The 14,644-nt window shown below is 58.6% G+C and carries 12 protein-coding genes; 9 read left to right on the forward strand and 3 right to left on the reverse strand.

Annotation, left to right across the window (positions count from 1 at the left end):
- Positions 1 to 57 precede the first annotated feature (57 nt).
- The 4 genes from V6Z53_RS17310 to pgm all read left to right on the forward strand — a co-directional run bounded on the left by V6Z53_RS17310 (position 58) and on the right by pgm (position 6,318).
- Positions 58 to 1,080, forward strand: a complete 1,023-nt coding sequence (locus V6Z53_RS17310; RefSeq protein WP_338580822.1) for a zinc-dependent alcohol dehydrogenase family protein — start codon at positions 58 to 60, stop codon at positions 1,078 to 1,080.
- A gap of 564 nt (positions 1,081 to 1,644) precedes the next feature.
- Complete coding sequence (locus V6Z53_RS17315) at positions 1,645 to 3,129, forward strand: hypothetical protein (protein ID WP_338580823.1); 1,485 nt, start codon at positions 1,645 to 1,647, stop codon at positions 3,127 to 3,129.
- Positions 3,130 to 3,148: 19 nt separating this feature from the next.
- Positions 3,149 to 4,549: a PLP-dependent aminotransferase family protein gene (locus tag V6Z53_RS17320; protein WP_338580824.1), complete on the forward strand. Its 1,401-nt coding sequence runs from the start codon at positions 3,149 to 3,151 to the stop codon at positions 4,547 to 4,549.
- 122 nt (positions 4,550 to 4,671) lie between these two features.
- Positions 4,672 to 6,318: a phosphoglucomutase (alpha-D-glucose-1,6-bisphosphate-dependent) gene (gene pgm / locus V6Z53_RS17325; RefSeq protein ID WP_338580825.1), complete on the forward strand. Its 1,647-nt coding sequence runs from the start codon at positions 4,672 to 4,674 to the stop codon at positions 6,316 to 6,318.
- 114 nt (positions 6,319 to 6,432) lie between these two features.
- Here the strand turns inward: pgm and V6Z53_RS17330 are convergent, their stop codons facing one another.
- Positions 6,433 to 7,128 carry a pirin family protein gene (locus tag V6Z53_RS17330; protein WP_338580826.1) on the reverse strand — a complete coding sequence of 232 codons (696 nt, stop codon included), beginning with the start codon at positions 7,126 to 7,128 and terminating at the stop codon, positions 6,433 to 6,435.
- A 279-nt stretch (positions 7,129 to 7,407) separates the two neighbouring features.
- Here V6Z53_RS17330 and V6Z53_RS17335 point away from each other — a divergent pair, with 279 nt between their 5' ends.
- Entirely contained in the window at positions 7,408 to 9,882 is a 2,475-nt protein-coding gene (locus tag V6Z53_RS17335; protein ID WP_338580828.1) for a UvrD-helicase domain-containing protein, read from the forward strand.
- Between the two features lie 61 nt (positions 9,883 to 9,943).
- On the opposite strand, the gene V6Z53_RS17340 is transcribed toward V6Z53_RS17335, so the two are convergent.
- On the reverse strand, positions 9,944 to 10,216 hold the full coding sequence (locus V6Z53_RS17340; RefSeq protein ID WP_047538622.1) for a DUF1652 domain-containing protein: 273 nt from the start codon (positions 10,214 to 10,216) through the stop codon (positions 9,944 to 9,946).
- Positions 10,217 to 10,478: 262 nt separating this feature from the next.
- On the opposite strand from V6Z53_RS17340, the gene V6Z53_RS17345 reads away from it, so the two are divergent.
- The 4 genes from V6Z53_RS17345 to V6Z53_RS17360 all read left to right on the forward strand — a co-directional run bounded on the left by V6Z53_RS17345 (position 10,479) and on the right by V6Z53_RS17360 (position 14,282).
- On the forward strand, positions 10,479 to 11,294 hold the full coding sequence (locus V6Z53_RS17345) for a nuclear transport factor 2 family protein (protein ID WP_338580829.1): 816 nt from the start codon (positions 10,479 to 10,481) through the stop codon (positions 11,292 to 11,294).
- A 51-nt stretch (positions 11,295 to 11,345) separates the two neighbouring features.
- Positions 11,346 to 12,752, forward strand: a complete 1,407-nt coding sequence (locus V6Z53_RS17350; RefSeq protein WP_338580830.1) for an FAD-dependent oxidoreductase — start codon at positions 11,346 to 11,348, stop codon at positions 12,750 to 12,752.
- A 30-nt stretch (positions 12,753 to 12,782) separates the two neighbouring features.
- Positions 12,783 to 13,124, forward strand: a complete 342-nt coding sequence (locus tag V6Z53_RS17355) for a cupin domain-containing protein (RefSeq protein WP_338580831.1) — start codon at positions 12,783 to 12,785, stop codon at positions 13,122 to 13,124.
- Positions 13,125 to 13,196: 72 nt separating this feature from the next.
- Entirely contained in the window at positions 13,197 to 14,282 is a 1,086-nt protein-coding gene (locus tag V6Z53_RS17360; RefSeq protein ID WP_338580832.1) for a polyamine ABC transporter substrate-binding protein, read from the forward strand.
- A 66-nt stretch (positions 14,283 to 14,348) separates the two neighbouring features.
- Here the strand turns inward: V6Z53_RS17360 and V6Z53_RS17365 are convergent, their stop codons facing one another.
- Entirely contained in the window at positions 14,349 to 14,573 is a 225-nt protein-coding gene (locus V6Z53_RS17365; RefSeq protein ID WP_059407112.1) for a YgdI/YgdR family lipoprotein, read from the reverse strand.
- Positions 14,574 to 14,644 lie beyond the last annotated feature (71 nt).

Raw genomic sequence — 14,644 nt, forward strand, 5'->3', positions numbered from 1 at the left:
GGGTTGAAAGCCCAGCTAGAGTTCATGGCATTAGAGGTTCATTTGGCGAGGTTTGCGATGTCCCGCACGATCCGTTTTCACAAGTTTGGTCCAGCCGAGGTGCTCAAATGCGAAGAGCATGCGGCCGCTCTGCCTGCACCGGGTGAAGTGCAGGTGCGCGTCGAAGCCATTGGCATCAGCTGGTATGACACGCTCTGGCGTCAAAACCTGGCGTCGTCCCGTGCTCAACTGCCATCGGGCCTTGGTCAGGAAATGGCCGGTGTCGTCACTGCGGTCGGCGAAGGTGTCGATGACCTGGCGATAGGTGACAAGGTCGCCAGTTTCCCGGCTCAAAGCCCGAACGACTATCCGGTTTATGGCGAGTTGATTGTGCTGCCACGCTCGTCGCTGACCCGTTACCCGGATGTGCTCAACCCGATTGAGGCCAGCGTGCATTACACGCCGCTGTTGATCGCCTATTTCGGCTACGCCGATCTGGCACGGGTCAAACCCGGGCAATTTGCCTTGGTCACTGACGCCAGCCACTGCGCCGGCCCTTCGTTTGTGCAACTGGGCAAGGCCTTGGGTGTACGGGTGATTGCCGCGACCAAGTCAGCGGACGAACGTGAGTACCTGCTGTCGCTGGGTGCCGAGAAAGTGATTGTCACCGAGGAAGAAGATCTGCTGATGCGGATCAACAAGATCACCGACAATCGCGGCGTGGACGTGGTGTTCGATGGTCTGGGTGGCCCGCAGATGTCGCTGTTGGGCGACGTGCTGGCACCGCGTGGCAGCCTGGTCCTGTACGGCCTGCAAGGCGGCAACCAGACGCCATTCCCGGCCTGCGCAGCGTTCCAGAAGAATATTCAGTTCTTTGTGCACTGCATCGGTAACTTCACCGGCAAGCCGGAACTGGGCATCGTCCAGGACCAGGTCGCACTGCAACGTGCCTTGCGTGACATCAACCAGCTCACCGCTGACCGCGTGCTGCTGCCGCTCAAGACTCGGGTGTTTCCTTTTACCGAGTTTGTCGAAGCCCACCGCTACATGGACGAATGCCCATGCCGCGAAAGGGTCGCCCTGCAGGTCGAACCGGCGTAACCCACCTCAAAGAGTCCGTACCCCACGGACTCTTTTTCTTTCAGCACTTTCCTACACGAGATATCCCATCGAATCGTCGATGGGACCGTTCAGCAACTGAACTGGTTTTTGCTCTCGATCTGTATCTTCTAATCAGCAACTAAGCCCTGATAATTGGATGATTACTTTCATCTCAAGGAATGAGTCATGGACGGGTATCAGTTCGATACTTTTCGATGCGCTGCGGGAATACCTATTCAAAAAGTAGCGCGCTCTTACACGATTGCCGAACTATCGCGTGCTAGTTCTTTCTTTATTTTATGTATTAAACGTCTGTGGGACGTTGTCGGACATTTCCTAGGATGTCGAGAGCAACCCGCAGCAACCCCTTCAGCGCGGGGCTTCCAGCCTGTGCCAAGCGTGCGCCGCTTGCGGCAACGCCCAGCCGCCGGAATGTTGGCTTGAAAACTTAAGTGCTAGCATTCGGCAATAACGTTCAACTTCAAATCTTGTTCAGGCCATTCCCTGCGCTGTGCGTGCAGTTGTTTGCGCAATATCAAGCTTATAAGCATCAGGTAAATTAAGATGACCAACATCCATGACCAAGCGATGAACTACGTCTATCAACAAATACTGCAGCGATTGGTGGGTTTCTTTTCCCGAGCCGAACGCACGGCATTGCAGTTGTTGATGCAACGCCTGGGAGTTGCAGCCGGAGGCATGGAGCGCATAGGCGATTACAAGGTGCTGGCGATCCAGTCGGGCTCCCGTGACAGTTGCTACACCCTGGCGCTGCTGCGCGCCGCCCAACTGACGATCGCCAGCCGCGCGCCGGCGACGTTCCAGTTGCGGGTGGCGACCTTGCGTTTGAACGGCAGCAACCCGACGGCGCTGGAAAACATCCATCGCACCTACAGCGCGCTGTTTCTCTACGACGATCCACGGGTTGAGGTCCTGATGGTTGATAACCGGGAAGTCCTGCCGTTCGACCATGCAGCACCGATTTCCCTGGCTGCCAGCGAAGCCAATCGGACGAACCTGCTGATGCTGGGCCATCGCCGTGATTGCGACGGACCGCTGCACCTGTGGGATGACGCCTATCTGGCCACCGGTGAGTTCTACGGGCAAATCGCACGCTGGAACCATGGCGTCGATGCCTTGGTCATCAGCGACACTCCGCGCCAGCAGAAACTGTTCATGGAGGGATTGAAACGAGCGGCCGACAAGGCAGGATTTCATCCTTCGAACCGCCATGAGCCAGGCTACGCCGGGCTATTCAGCTTGCTGGACGAACTGGGTCGCGAAGACTTTCGGCGGTGCTACGCCGAGGATGGCCTGGCATCGTGGCGCCCGGCCGAACAGTTCGAAACCTGTCGTCGCTCGACACTGATCGACATCCACGACATGTTGGTCAGTAACCTGGAAGAGCGTTGGCCGCTGCTTACCGAGTTTCTCGGATTCCAGGCAGACGAATTGGCCGCGCAGCTCAGTGATAACGAGTACGTCAGCCTCTCGGTTTCGGCACACCTGCGTGGGCTGCAAGCGTGTTTCGTACAGGGTCGCAGCTACGAGGCGGGTGTCGCCGAATACCTGCAACGAGCCCTGGTGATGATGCGCCGCAAGCAACTGCCGGAGCGCTTGTGCGAACAGGCGGAGGAGGTGTTCGGCAACCCGTCGACACTGGCGCAATTGCGCACACGCACGGCAACCGAGGCGCAACACAGTCTTGGCCTGACCGAGGCTCAACTGGTATGCCTGTTGTTCGCGCCGTTCAATGACAATGCTGCGAACCTTGAACGTTTTCTGCGCCAGTGCCATCCCGGCATGCTGGTAGCCATGCCGGATTTGCACCGGGCCATGCAGGGCAAACCGGTTGCGGATCAGATCATGCAATGGATGGTCGACGTCAGTGGGTTGCCGGTCAGTCTGATTGGCAAGCTCTATAGTCTCGGCCCGGTGCCTGTGCATCAGGGCTGGGCGCTGGAGCCGGCAACTGACGAACCGGACCTGGGCACCGAAGCGGCGGATGACGATATCTCGGTGGCGAGTGAATGGTCAGCAGGTCGTTAACCGTGCACGGTTGCTTGCCATGAAAGGTCCTCGCGAAACGGATTTCGCCTACCAGGCCGTTTACCGTTACCTCACCGGACTGATCGGTGAAACTGTCAGCCACACGCGGGTGCGTTTGCCTTCGTTGCGTGAATTGGCCGAGCGTCTGAACGTTTCGATCTCGACCATTCAGTACGCGTACTCGTTGCTGGAAAAAGAAGGCCGGGTGTATTCGGTGGCCAAGTCCGGTTATTACGCGCCGCCAGCCCCCGCCATCAACACGCTCTACAGTGGCAACGACTTGCTCGAAAGCGTTTACGTCAATGCTCGCCGCCCAGGCATGCTGGTCCTGAGTGGCGATGAACCGGCATTGTTGCAGCCGATCGACAGCCCGCTGTTACTGCTGGAGAGAGAGTTGCTGCGCCAGTATCCGCGCCAGCCGCAACCGAACTCGCAACCTTGTGGCGAACTGGAACTGCGTATGGCGCTGGCCGCACGCTACACCACCTCGCCGGTGCGTTGCTGGCACGCCGATGATGTGTACATCGGCGCAGACCTTCGCGGAGTGCTGGAAATACTGATAGCTGTGTTGGACCTCAAGGACGCCACGGTGGTGATCGAATCACCTTGCGACTGGGGGATATTGCGCCTGCTCCAGGCGGCGGGCGTGCGAGTGATCGAATGGCCGCTCCGGGCCGATGGCAGCCTTGACCGCGAGCACCTCAGGGACTTGCTTGAAACCGAGCCCGTGCGCCTGGTGATGGTTTCATCCGGGCTGAATATGCCTCGCGGCAGTCAGGCGCCGGAGGAAAACCGGCGAACCATTGCGCAGTTGCTGGAACGGTATGACTGCTGGGTCTTGGAAAACGACTGTTACGGTGAACTCGCTTTTGAATCCGAAGGCCTGCGGTTTCGCGATCTGCTGGCACCCGAGCGCCTGATCGTGTTTTCCACGTTCGAGAAAATCGTCGGGCCGGAAGCGCCCTACGGTTACTTGCTCTCGCGGCATTTGGCCGTCGAATGGCAGCGGCACTTTCTGCTGCGCGCCTTTCGCCTGTCACCGATCCGCCAGAAAGCCATTGCCCGGCTGTACAGTAACGGACGCATCGATCAGCACTTGCAATTGCTGCGGCGCAGGCTCAAGGACAGCAAGGAGCAAATGACCCAACTGCTGTGCGAACGGCTGGGTGATGCCCTGCAATTCGTCGAGCCCGAAGGTGGCGCAACGGTTTGGTTGCGCACATTGCCGCGGGTCGATATGCGTGAGGTGTTTCAGCGCCTGCTCAAGCAACAGGTGGTGATCGCGCCGGGGGAGTTGTTCAGTCTCCAGGGATTGCACACGCAACATCTGCGCTTGAGTCACAGCTTCGGCAGTGACCACGATCTCGCCACTGCGCTGGGTCTGCTGGGCGACGCGTTGCGCAGGGCGTCGGTCGACTGAGGGCGGCTGAGGATTTATAACATTGAGCGTCAGTTCAGCCGGGATCGATAACGTCGCGCTGCGGTCAAACTGCCAGTAAACTGCGTTCCAATTCCTGAACCACTCTATTCCAGAGGTTTTGCATGACACTCAGTCATTTTGCGGGCAAACCGGCACCGGCAGAATTGTTGGTCGACATCCCGCGACTGGTAACGGCGTACTACACCGGCCAGCCAGATGCCGCCATCTCCACCCAGCGTGTGGCTTTCGGCACGTCCGGGCACCGAGGCAGCTCCTTCGACTTGAGTTTCAACGAATGGCACGTTCTGGCGATCAGCCAGGCGATCTGCCTGTATCGCGAGGTCCAGGGCATCGATGGCCCGCTGTTCGTCGGTATCGATACCCATGCGCTGTCCACTCCGGCCGGCGTTAGCGCCCTGGAAGTGCTGGCGGCCAACGGCGTGACGGTGATGATTGCCGAAGGCGACGAGTACACGCCGACCCCGGCGATATCCCACGCGATTCTCTGCTACAACCGCGGCCGCACATCGGGCCTGGCGGACGGCATCGTGATTACGCCGTCGCACAACCCGCCGCAAAGCGGTGGCTACAAATACAACCCTACCAATGGTGGCCCGGCCGATACCCACATCACCAAGTGGATCGAAGCCAAGGCCAACGAACTGCTGGGCAACAAACTCGCCGGCGTCAAGCGCATCAGCTTCGAACAAGCCCTGAAGGCCAGCACCACCCATCGTCACGATTATCTGAACACCTACGTCGCCGACCTGATCAACGTCATCGACTTCGACGCCATTCGTGACGCCAAGCTGCGTCTGGGTGTCGATCCGCTGGGCGGAGCAGGGGTGCGCTACTGGTCGGCGATTGCCGAGCATTACCGTCTTGACCTGGACGTGGTGAACAAGGAGGTCGATCCGACCTTCCGCTTCATGACCGTCGACTGGGATGGCCAAATTCGAATGGACCCGTCGTCCACTCACGCCATGCAGGGCCTGATCGGCCTTAAAGAGCGTTTCGACGTGGCGTTTGCCTGCGACCCTGACCACGACCGTCACGGCATCGTGACCCCGTCCGGTGGCTTGCTGGCACCGAACAACTACCTCGCGGTCTCCATTGATTACCTGTTCCAGAATCGTCCGCACTGGCGCGCCGATGCTGCCGTGGGCAAAACCGTGGTCAGCAGCGGCCTGATCGATCGCGTGGCCAAGCGTCTGGGTCGTCGCTTGTACGAAGTGCCGGTCGGCTTCAAGTGGTTTGCCGATGGCCTGTTCGACGGTTCTTTGGGCTTTGGCGGTGAAGAAAGTGCCGGCGCATCGTTCCTGCGCAAGGATGGCGGCGTCTGGAGCACCGACAAGGACGGTTTGATTCCGGCGTTGCTGGCCGCTGAAATGACCGCCCGCACCGGTCGCGACCCAAGTCAGGCCTATCGTGCCCTGACCGATGAACTGGGCGAACCGTTCTCCGTTCGCGTCGACGCCAAGGCCAACCCGGAACAGAAAGCGCTACTCAGCAAATTGTCACCGGCGCAGGTCACTTCGACCGAACTGGCAGGCGAAGCCATCCAGAGCATCCTCAGCCACGCACCGGGCAACGACCAGGCCATTGGCGGTCTGAAAGTCATGACCGAGAACGGCTGGTTTGCGGCACGTCCGTCGGGCACTGAGGATATCTACAAGATCTACGCCGAAAGCTTCGTGAGTGACGACCACCTCAAGCAATTGGTGGCAGAGGCTCAGACGTTGGTGGATGGCGCTATTTCTGGGAAGTGAGTTTCGCGTAACCCTGTGTGCGAGCCTGCTCGCGATGGCGTCAGTCAAAGTAGCGCTGAATAAAAAGGGGCGACCATTACCGGTCGCCCCTTTTTTTGCCCGAAATCTATCGGATCAAGCCAGATCCACCAACACGATCTCACTGTCCTCAATCGCCGTCACGCGCAACACCTGCTCATCGGCAACCGCAATGCCGTCTCGAGCTTGTGCGCGCAAGCCATTGACTTCAATGACGCCGGTAGCCGGAACCAGATAGGCGCGGCGACCGTTGTCCAAGTGATACTCGGCGGACTCGCCAGCCTTCAGATTCGCCGCGACCAGTCGTGCATCGGCACGAATGCGCAAGCTTTGATCGTCGCCTTCCTTGCCGCTGGCCAGGGTCACGAAACCTTCGCGGTCACCTTTCGGGAACGGTTTGGCGCCCCAGGACGGTGCCAGGCCGGATTCATTGGGGATGATCCAGATCTGGAAGATCTTGGTCGGCGTCGCTTCCAGGTTGTATTCACTGTGGGCAATGCCGGTGCCCGCGCTCATAACCTGAACGTCACCCGCCTCGGTGCGGCCCTTATTGCCAAGGTTGTCCTGGTGGGTGATGGCGCCTTCACGCACGTAGGTGATGATTTCCATGTCCCGGTGCGGATGCTGCGGGAAACCGGTGCCGGGGGCGATCACGTCGTCGTTCCACACCCGCAGGTTGCCCCAGTTCATGCGCTTGGGATCGTGGTACTCGGCGAACGAAAAATGGTGATGGGCATCCAACCAGCCGTGGTGTGCGCCGCCAAGCGAGTTGAAAGGTCTGAGTTCAAGCATGATCGTCTCCTGAAAAGGTTCGTCATGGGGCGGGGCGCCTGGGCCATGAAGCGAGACCGGTGGTTGATGACGGGCATCATCCTTCAGCCAACAATCGATAAAAAGCGTAAAAAATGCCTCATAACCATCGAATGATTTGATATGAAATAACCTCGAAACATTCTCACCCAGCCTTCAATTCAACGCATAAGCCAATGAGTCATAAGCATTTCACTAGAACTGGGCGGCAAATAAAGACACCATAGCCCTCAACAGCCTCACACCCTGGAGTCCGTCCGCGTGTCGCAACACACCCCCGATCTTCCGCCTGAACTTCGTCCTCTGGCCGAGATGCCGCTGCTCAAGCGTCTGGCCGCCCGTTTCTTTGGTCATGGCCTGACACGACTGCGCGCACAACACCGCGCCTCCTGGATGCATGGCCAGGCGGATGGCTTTCGCAGCGGCCATACGGCCGGCGTGGAATATGGCTATAAGGAAGGCAAGCTCGAGGGGCTGGAGGAAGGCCGACAGGTCCTGCTGATCCGCGACTCGCGCAGCACCGAACATCGGCCACCCAACATCGATGAACATCTGTTCGATGATTGGCGCCTGCCGCTGACCGCTGAACTGAAGAAACGCATGAAGGCCGATGTCGCTCGATTGCTGCCGGCCCACGCGCAACCCAGCGCTGCGCAGTGGAAGATGATCTTCAGCGACACGCCTTCAACGTCGGTGATCGCCGGTGCCGGTGCGGGCAAGTCGACAACGCTGGTTCTGCGCATCGTGTTGCTGACGCATTACCTCGGGTTCGAGTTGAGCTCGATGACCGTGGTGACGTTCACCCGCGAGTCGCGCAAAGACTTCATCAACAAGTTGATTGAACTGTTCGCGCTCTGGGGGCGGGCGCTCAGTTTCAAAGAGGCGCGGGATCTGGTGCGCACCTTCCACTCGCGGATTCTACCGATGGTTCGCAGCCTGCCGGGCTTCGAACGCCTGCAAGCCTTCGAAAATCTCAGCCTGCGCACGCAAAATGGTGATGACGAGGCGGACAGCAATCCGTTCGACCTGCGCATCAACGAAGCCCAACGCCAACAACTCAATGCCTGCTACCACGCCTTGCACACCCGCGATGAACGCTTCCGCGAACTGATCAAGCCGTTGTCGCGTCACGCCTTGCAACTCAAGGAGCTGGAGCGCGATCACCCGGACGTGCAAAAGCGCATGGCCGTGACTGAACTGGCCGCCAAGCGCGATGAAGAGCTTTGTGACACGGTTGAGGATTTGTGGTTCCGGGCCAAAGCCTGGCCGATCAAAGGCATCGAACCCAAGCGCCAGTCTTTCGATATCAACGGTTCAGCATTCCACTGCCACGGCTACATTCCGTCCCTGGATGCCTGGGTGGTACTGGGTTTCGATCCTCGGGAGAACCCGCAGGTCTCCCGTCCAAATGCCAAGCTGACGGTGCGCGCAGAGTGGGCGGTAAAGCGCACACTGTTTCAAGCTTTCTGCCGTAAGCCTTTGATATGGATCGATAGTTACGAGTCATCGAAGCGTGTTTTGGCTTCCTTGGCTGGCGACGCCAGTGCTGGACCGGGCTTCGATTACAAGGTCAAGGGCGAACTTGCCTCCGCGCCGTTGCTCGATTGTTTTGTCGCTGCCGCCGGGTTCATCGAAAACCTCGGTCTGGATGTGCCGACGGCAGTGGGCCATATGAGTTTTGGCAAGGACGACCCGGATCGGTTTTTCTTCGAGGCCTTGAGTCTGTACTGGCGAGCGCTGGAAGATCATTTGCTCGATCAGAAACCACCAATCATGACCTACAACCGGATGTTCGCCTTGTTCAGCGAGCATTCACCGGAAAATCTCAAGCTGCTGAGTGATGAGTTGCTGCGGCCGCTGTCGCACCTGATGATCGATGAGTTTCAGGACGTATCGCCGCAGATCGTTTCCTGGATTCGCGCCAGCCTGGCTGAAATCCGCAGTCGCGGCCCGGCGATGCACGTAGGACGGGGCGCCCAGCGCTCATCGTTGCTGTGCGTCGGGGATGATTGGCAGTCGATTTACGGCTGGCGCGGGAGTTCGCCGAGTTACTTCATGGAGTTCAACAAGGAATTTTCCTCGCCGAGCACCACCAAAGTGATGCTCAGCGACAACTACCGCAGTCACCAGCACATCATCGACGCTGCGGAGCATATCGTGCGTGCCGCGCCGGCGATTGCCGGCAAGAAGGCCAAGGCCAGCGGCGAGCCGAAGGATCTACTGCCGGTGAATGTGCTGGATCGCGACGACTCGGGCATGGCCCAGCGCCTGATGGAGCATTACAGAAAGGGCGATTCGATCTTGATGCTTTATCGAAAAAGTAGCGATAAGTTGTTGATAGAAGAGCATATTCAGCCTGTAGTTAATGTTGATTCTAGCTTGCCGTACCAATCTCGACGCCTGAAACAATTGACCTACCACAGCGCCAAGGGCTTGCAGGCCGATGCTGTTTTCCTGCTCGGCGATTGCCAGCACCTGACCAGTTCACCTTACAAGAATCAGGTGTATCGAATGGCAGGATTGGGCAAGGCCGGCGACAGCGAACCGTACGACAACGCGCAAAAGGACGAAATCCTGCGCCTGGCCTACGTGGGCATCACCCGGGCCGTGAGTCATTGCTATTGGTATGTCGATGGGCAGGACAATCAGGCGGTGAACAGCCCGAAGGCTTCGGACCGGATCGGCAAGGGCAAGGCGTTCTTCGCCGATCATCGGCAGAGTAAATCCACAGCCTGAGACCTGAAAACCGCCCAAGAAAAAGCCCACATGACGTGGGCTTTTTGCGATCACTCGGCCTTCAGGCATAACTCCTGAGGGCTACAGGGGGAATGAATGTCTCAAGCTCATCCTCCACGGCTTCGATTATTCGTTCGACATCGGCGGCATTCATGACCGTCGCGCAGGGGATCCCGGCAATGGCGATCATGGTCTCGCCAGTGGCTCGGTCAAACAGACGGGCAATCATGCTGCCCGGGGCATCCATGCTCGCCTCGAAACCCATGGGATGAAAATGCCAGCGCATCAGCTGGCAGGCGTTTGGAAAAGTGACCTTACTGAACCCTTTATTCATGTGTTGCCCGCCTTCTTCATCGAGCGCTTCCTTTAGCCCACGTTAGGAGGGAAGAACCTTCAATGGCTCAACCAGTGACAGACTTTAAAAGTAGCACCTGGATGTGAAAAAAATGTGGAATTTTCAGGCCGTTTGGCGATTGCTTCGCATTTTTTATTCGCACCGTCACGCGCAAACGTTTTCGGCAAAAAGCCGATACAGGTTTAGTCGTTGAAGCAGCCGCAGAAGTTGGGCAAGCTTCGTTTTTTTCGTCGAGACCTTTATGCACGCCGAGGATGATGGCCCACAGCAAACCCAGGCCACGGGCGAGACGGTCATGCGCTACCACTTGCGCTGGAAACACCGGGATCTGGACGGTGTCATGGCGCTGTATCACCCCGAGATCCAGTACTGCGATTTTTTCCAGAACCGGGTGATGGGTCTAGGCGAATTGCGTGAATACGTGCGCAGCAGCATGCCCCGCGATCCGGACGAGGCGCTGGAGCATTCGGATCGCATTCGTCTGGACGGCAACACGGCGTTCATTCAGTACCGCATTACCCTGCGCGGCGGCGAAGGGTTGGTCTCGTTTCGCGCCAGTGAGGCGATCACGGTCAAGGACGGATTGATCTGGCGGGTCAATGAATACGCCTCACTGGTGCATGAACAACCTGCGAGCAAAGCCGCCAGTAATCAGCGTCCGGCCGTCAGTCGCCTCGGCCTGTCTCCGCGCCAACTGAGCTTCATGGCCGACGATCTGCAGCAGTACTTTCAGCGCCAGCAACCCTATCTTGACCCTGAACTCGACCTGCAACGGGTGGCGAAGGAGTGCGGATATAGCCGCAACCAGATTTCCTATCTGCTCAATCAGGTGCTCGGCCAGAGCTTCTATCGCTACGTCAACCAGGCCCGCCTGCAACATTTGCTCGACGCGCTGGATAAAGCCACGCCGCCGTTGCGTATCGATGAACTGGCGTTCGCCGCCGGGTTCAATTCGTTGTCGGCGTTCTACAGCTGCTTCCGCCAGCACACCGGTCTGTCGCCCAAGGCCTACGCCAAACAAATTTCTTTGCGTGCACGCGCGCAAGACACCGTCTAAGCCCACGCACTAGGATCGACGCCATCGAAGTTTTGAGTGGCGGAGTCTTGCATGCCGGCGTGGCGCACTATCAGTTTGTGGATGGACCAACTCGACGAGCCGTTCCTGGCGCGTCCGGCGCTGGAACAGGATGTGGATATCGACGTGGCGATCATCGGCGCCGGTTACACCGGGCTGTGGACCGCGTATTACCTCAAGCGTCAGGCGCCCGAGCTGAAAATCGCCATCATCGAGGCGCAAACCGCCGGTTTTGGCGCCTCGGGGCGTAATGGTGGCTGGTTGATGGGCAATCTGCTGGGCGAAGATCGCCTGCTTGCAGATTCATCCCCCGAGCAGCGCCGCGCCTCTTACGACGTGCTGCACAACATCCCCGATGAAGTGGAGATTGTCCTCGAACGCGAAGGCATCGACTGTGATTATCGCAAGGGCGGGGCGCTGTACTGTGCCGCCCGGTATCCGGAACAGGAAACCAGCCTTCGCCAGTATCTGGACAAGCTCTACAAACAAGGCCTAAACGAAAGCGATTACCGCTGGCTGAGCCCGGAGCAGTTGGCGCAGCAAATTCGCGTTGCCAAACCTTATGGCGGCATTTATGCCCCGCACGTAGCGACTATTCACCCGGCGAAACTGGTGCGCGGACTGGCACGTACGGTGGAGCGCATGGGGGTGCGGATTTATGAGAACAGCCCGGTGACTCAATGGCAGTCGGGCAGCCTGCGCACAGCCAAAGCCTCGGTGCGCAGCCATTGGGTGGTGCCGGCGGTCGAAGGTTACTCGGTGACGTTGCCGCCATTGGGCCGCTATCAGTTGCCGGTACAAAGCCTGATCGTCGCCACCGAGCCGCTGTCCGCCGCCACTTGGGACGAGATCGGCCTGAGTCGCGGCCAAGCCTTCAGCGAAAGCAGTCGCCAGGTCACGTACGGCCAGCGCACCGCCGACAATCGATTGATCTTCGGCGCCCGTGGCGGCTACCAGTTTGCCGGACGGTTGCGCCATGACTTCGACCTGAGCAGTAGCGAAATCGAGCTGCGCCGCTATCTGTTCGGCGAACTGTTCCCCCAACTCAAGAACGTGCAGATCACTCACGGCTGGGGCGGCAACCTGGGCATGTCCCGGCGCTTCAAGCCGCACATGCTTTGCGACCGGCCCAGTGGGATTGCCCTGTCCGGCGGTTATGGCGGCGAGGGTGTGGGTGCCAGCAACCTCGGCGGGCGAACCTTGGCCGACTTGATCCTGCAACGCGACACTGAGCTGGTCCGTCAACCGTGGGTCATTCCACAGAGCGGCCTCAATGCGCTCAGGGCCTGGGAACCCGAACCCTGCCGCTGGCTCGGCTACAACGCGATCATCCGCAGCTTCGTCAACGAAGACCAGACCCTGGCCAACCCGGCCACCGCGCCCTGGCGGCGCAAGCTCGCCAGTGGGGTCGCGGGGTTCATGGAAGGTTTCATGCACTAAACAACGACGTTTTTTTCGACAGGTATTCCCATGAGCATCACGCAATTCAAGAACACCGCAACCCTGAAGCTGGAAGAGTCCAATCCGGTCGCCGTGCCTTTGGGCACGCCCGTGGCGGTGGCGTCGACCACCAGCGTCGAGCGCGACGACGGCGTCGAAACCGGTGTCTGGGAATGCACGCCCGGCCGCTGGCGGCGGCAGATTGTCGCCCAGGAATTCTGTCACTTCATCCAGGGCCGCTGCACCTTCACTCCGGACGGCGGTGAAACCTTGCACATCGAAGCGGGCGACGCACTGATGTTGCCGGCTAACAGCCTGGGTATCTGGGATATCCAGGAGACAGTGCGCAAGACCTACGTTTTGATTTTCTGAAATCTCTAAAAAACTAAAAGCTGATCCTTTGATTGCCTGCCAACAAAAACAAACCCATACAGGAATCGACTCATGATCCGAAAGACCCTGACCCTGGCGCCGCTGATGCTCGTGGCTTCAATCAGCCAGGCGGCTGACACCGTCAAAATCTACAACTGGTCTGACTACATCGCGCCGGATACCACCAAGAACTTCCAGAAAGAAACCGGCATCGCCTTCACCTACGACGTCTACGACAGCAACGAAACCCTCGATGGCAAGCTGATGACCGGCAAATCCGGTTACGACGTGGTGTTCCCGTCCAACCACTTCATGGCGCGGCAGATCGAAGGCGGGGCGCTAAAAAAGCTCGATAAAAGCCAGTTACCGAACTGGAAGAATCTCAATCCTGTATTGCTCAAGGCTTTGCAAACCAACGATCCGGGCAACGAGCACGGCTTCCCGTATCTGTGGGGCAGCACCGGCATCGGCTACAACATCGCCAAGGTCAAAGCGGTGCTTGGCGACAACGCCCCCGTGGATTCCTGGGACCTGATTTTCAAGCCGGAAAACATGCAGAAACTGCAGAAATGCGGCGTGGCCATCCTCGATAACGGTCCGGAACTGTTACCTGCCGCGCTGAATTACCTGGGCTTGCCGCACCACAGTAAAAATCCGGAAGACTACAAAAAGGCTGAGGCGTTGCTGCTGAAAGTCCGGCCGTACGTCAGCTATTTCCACTCGTCCAAGTACACCAGCGACCTGGCCAACGGCGACATCTGCGTGGCGGTCGGTTTCTCCGGCGACATCCTGCAAGCCGAGAATCGCGCCAAGGAAGCCAAGAACGGCATCGACATCGGCTATTCGATTCCCAAGGAAGGCGCTGCGATATGGTTCGACATGGTCGCCATGCCGGTCGATGCCCCGGACGAAAAGGCCGGCTACGCCTTCATGAACTACCTGTTACGCCCGGACGTGATGGCCAGCATCAGCAACTACGTGCACTACGCCAATGGCAACGAACAGGCGGACAGCCTCATCGACCCGGCGATCAAGAACGACACCAAGGTCTACCCGAGCCCGGACATGATGGGCAAATTGTTCGCCCTGGAAGCGATGCCACTGAACATCGACCGGATTCGTACGCGGGTTTGGAACAAGATCCGGACCGGTAGTTAAGTCATCGCTCAAGTATTCGGGACAGGATGTCCCGATACCTCGCCGACGCAAAGCAGTAGCGGGTCCTCAGTCTTCCTGCCGAATCGTGCTCACTTCATCAGCCTTGACCTTCACCTTCGCCCCGGAAATATCCTCGAATTCGAAGAAGCCGTCCTTGGTCTTGGTTTTCGGCATGTCCTTGGTCAAATACTGGGTGCCGTTCTGCAGGGTCACCACTGTGGGCGTCGAGCAACCGGCCAGGGCCAGAAAGGCGGCTACCGCCAAAGGCAAACCCAATGTCTTGATGTTCATAACCACCTCTCATCCTTCAAAAAATCGCCACGACTGTCGAGCACGACAGCACCTCTAACGCGGTTGGTGCC

Source organism: Pseudomonas sp. MAG733B (assembly GCF_036884845.1).
GTDB lineage: Bacteria > Pseudomonadota > Gammaproteobacteria > Pseudomonadales > Pseudomonadaceae > Aquipseudomonas.

Excerpts from the sequence above, each read along its gene's own strand:
- V6Z53_RS17310 (WP_338580822.1), top strand. The coding sequence starts at position 58 with ATGTCCCGCACGATCCGTTTTCACAAGTTTGGTCCAGCCGAGGTGCTC.
- V6Z53_RS17315 (WP_338580823.1), top strand. The coding sequence starts at position 1,645 with ATGACCAACATCCATGACCAAGCGATGAACTACGTCTATCAACAAATA.
- V6Z53_RS17320 (WP_338580824.1), top strand. The coding sequence starts at position 3,149 with ATGAAAGGTCCTCGCGAAACGGATTTCGCCTACCAGGCCGTTTACCGT.
- pgm (WP_338580825.1), top strand. The coding sequence starts at position 4,672 with ATGACACTCAGTCATTTTGCGGGCAAACCGGCACCGGCAGAATTGTTG.
- V6Z53_RS17330 (WP_338580826.1), bottom strand. The coding sequence starts at position 7,128 with ATGCTTGAACTCAGACCTTTCAACTCGCTTGGCGGCGCACACCACGGC.
- V6Z53_RS17340 (WP_047538622.1), bottom strand. The coding sequence starts at position 10,216 with ATGAATAAAGGGTTCAGTAAGGTCACTTTTCCAAACGCCTGCCAGCTG.
- V6Z53_RS17345 (WP_338580829.1), top strand. The coding sequence starts at position 10,479 with ATGCACGCCGAGGATGATGGCCCACAGCAAACCCAGGCCACGGGCGAG.
- V6Z53_RS17350 (WP_338580830.1), top strand. The coding sequence starts at position 11,346 with ATGCCGGCGTGGCGCACTATCAGTTTGTGGATGGACCAACTCGACGAG.
- V6Z53_RS17355 (WP_338580831.1), top strand. The coding sequence starts at position 12,783 with ATGAGCATCACGCAATTCAAGAACACCGCAACCCTGAAGCTGGAAGAG.
- V6Z53_RS17360 (WP_338580832.1), top strand. The coding sequence starts at position 13,197 with ATGATCCGAAAGACCCTGACCCTGGCGCCGCTGATGCTCGTGGCTTCA.
- V6Z53_RS17365 (WP_059407112.1), bottom strand. The coding sequence starts at position 14,573 with ATGAACATCAAGACATTGGGTTTGCCTTTGGCGGTAGCCGCCTTTCTG.